General features: G+C 66.5%; 1 protein-coding gene. It reads right to left on the reverse strand.

The window, feature by feature from the left end; translation table 11 throughout:
* Positions 1-486 precede the first annotated feature (486 nt).
* Positions 487-1,278, reverse strand: a complete 792-nt coding sequence (locus tag ACFYW5_RS37870; protein WP_389421681.1) for a hypothetical protein — start codon at positions 1,276-1,278, stop codon at positions 487-489.
* Positions 1,279-2,186: the final 908 nt, after the last annotated feature.

Consider the following 2,186-nt stretch of genomic DNA (forward strand, 5'->3'; position numbering starts at 1 on the left):
GCCGAGCAGGCGACAGCCGAACCAACGAATCTGAACACCCATCAACCCCTGCTGACCAGCTGATCAGCACCTCCCGCATGACGGGGGAACCTCAGCTGGCGTTGTCCACGAGAACGGGCTCTGGCACAGATCTTGGGGAGCCGTCACGGCGGTCATTGGTCGGTCGAACCGAGAGCCGGGGGTGATACGCGGTACATGGGCGCGCACTGATGAGAGGTGACGCTCCTTCAGGTTGAGAATCGCCTTGTCCGAACGCTCGGCTCCACGGCGCAAGACTGCCAGCCACCAGCGGCTTCGGCCGCGGGTTTGACCCATGACCTGGAAGCCGCGGTCGCTGGGCTGAGTCTCCACTGGAGCTTAGGGGTTATCGAGGTTGCCGTGAATCGGACGAAAAAAATCAAAGGACAGCTCTACGGGCGGGCAGGATTCGAACTACTCCGCAAAACGATCTTGCTCCAGTAGTCAAGCAGCCGCAGGCTCGGGGGATTAGCCGCGGTCGAGCCGCGGCAGCGACGCACAGAGGTGCTCGGGCAGTTCCGGCAGGACTTCGTGGATCCCGCCGCACCCCGCATCGCCATTCGTGGCGACCGGCCGCCAGCCCGTGGACTCGGCCCGGTAGAACCAGCGCTGGGAGACACCAGAGGAGGAGCAGCCGTCACCGGCGTCACCGCACGCAGGCCCCATCCGGGTCGCCAGGTCCAGCACCAGCCACGTGTCGTCGCAGCCGCGTTCCTCCCAGCTCGTGTGCTTGGGGATGTCCGTGTCGTTGACCGCCTGCCCGTACGAGGACGAAGTGCAACGCGGCGGCGTGGGGTCGCAGCCGTTCTCACCGCACTGCCGCAGAGCGGGTGGCGTGGCAGCGACGGGGGTGTACACGTCCATGCTGTTCACCATGACCCTGCGGGAGCCCAGGGGCTCGCCCAGCTTCACCGTCGCTTTGACCAGCCGCGTGCCAGTGCAGCCGGAGTCCTGGTCCAGGGAACGGGTCTCGTACGTCACCTTCACGTATACCGTGCCGTGCTCGACGGTATCGAGCTCACCGCGCAGGCTGCGCACACAGTCGCGTGCCCCGTCGGGCACTTCGGCATCGACCACCAGAGACCGACCGCCGTCGGCGGTACGGACGCCGTCGACGCGAATCGGAGCGGCGAGCGTCCAGGCGGCGGCCGTGGGCGCGCCTGTCGCCTCCTCACCGGTCTCGGCGGTCTGGGAACCGCAGCCGGCGAAGACCACCAGGGCCGCGCCGAGCCCGACCGCCCATATCCCCCGCTGCCACATGTCATGCCCCCGTCCGGCCGAAGAACGGCAGCCTAGCGTGCCCGGGTATCCCTCACCGCCTCCTCCCGAACCGCTGCAGGGCAGATCCAGGCCGAGCACGTCGTTCAGTGTGTGGAAGATGCTGCATCAATGACCCGCCGTGACGGCTCGCCAAGATCTGTGCCAGATCGGAGAACGAACAGCAAATGCTGACCACTTCGGGAGGCGGCAAAGCCCATCGAAGGATTCGAACGGCGCGTGAGTTTCAAGCCCGAGCGCCAGTTCTGCGGGAGGCTTCGTGGGTGCTGTCCCCTGCGGGAGGCTGTCAGTGCCTCTTCATAGGATCCTGGCATGCCTGATGCATTCACCGTCTTGTGGACCCATGACACGTGCCGAGCACTGCGCAAGGCAGGTTGCGTGGGAGAGCGACCGCCGGTCGCCTTCAGTGGCGTTCACTCCTCCCTGCCCGCGTGGACGGGTGCTCGTGCTGGGGACGAGGTGCACGCGTTGCATGTCAACCGGCACGAGGTTTTCGTGGTGAGTCGGATGCGGGTGATCGACATGGAGCGACGCGACTGCTGCGGAGCAGCCCCTGCAACGTGGGAGGACCCTGCGTATCCCGGGCATGGCGACTGGTCGATGCTCGGCGCCGGCGGCTGCGGCGCCGTGGCGGTGCATGTGGACGCGACGCCCGTACGGTTCGATGTGGCCATCCCCGGGGAACTGCTTGCGAGGCTTACCTGGCGCAACCGCCGAGGTCAGACCCGCGGTCTGAAGCACGTGGTGGATGGCCGTCTTAAAAGCTCGGTCAGCCTCCAAGGCTTCTACCGTCTGTGTCAACGGCCATTTCGTTCTCCCCATAGGCGGCCAGGAGTTCGCCCCGCTGGCGGCCATCGTGGCGTCCCCGCTGGCGGCCAGATAATTTCCCG

The sequence above is a fragment of the Streptomyces sp. NPDC002779 genome (assembly GCF_042888685.1).
GTDB lineage: Bacteria > Actinomycetota > Actinomycetes > Streptomycetales > Streptomycetaceae > Streptomyces.

Excerpts from the sequence above, each read along its gene's own strand:
- ACFYW5_RS37870 (WP_389421681.1), bottom strand. The coding sequence starts at position 1,278 with ATGTGGCAGCGGGGGATATGGGCGGTCGGGCTCGGCGCGGCCCTGGTG.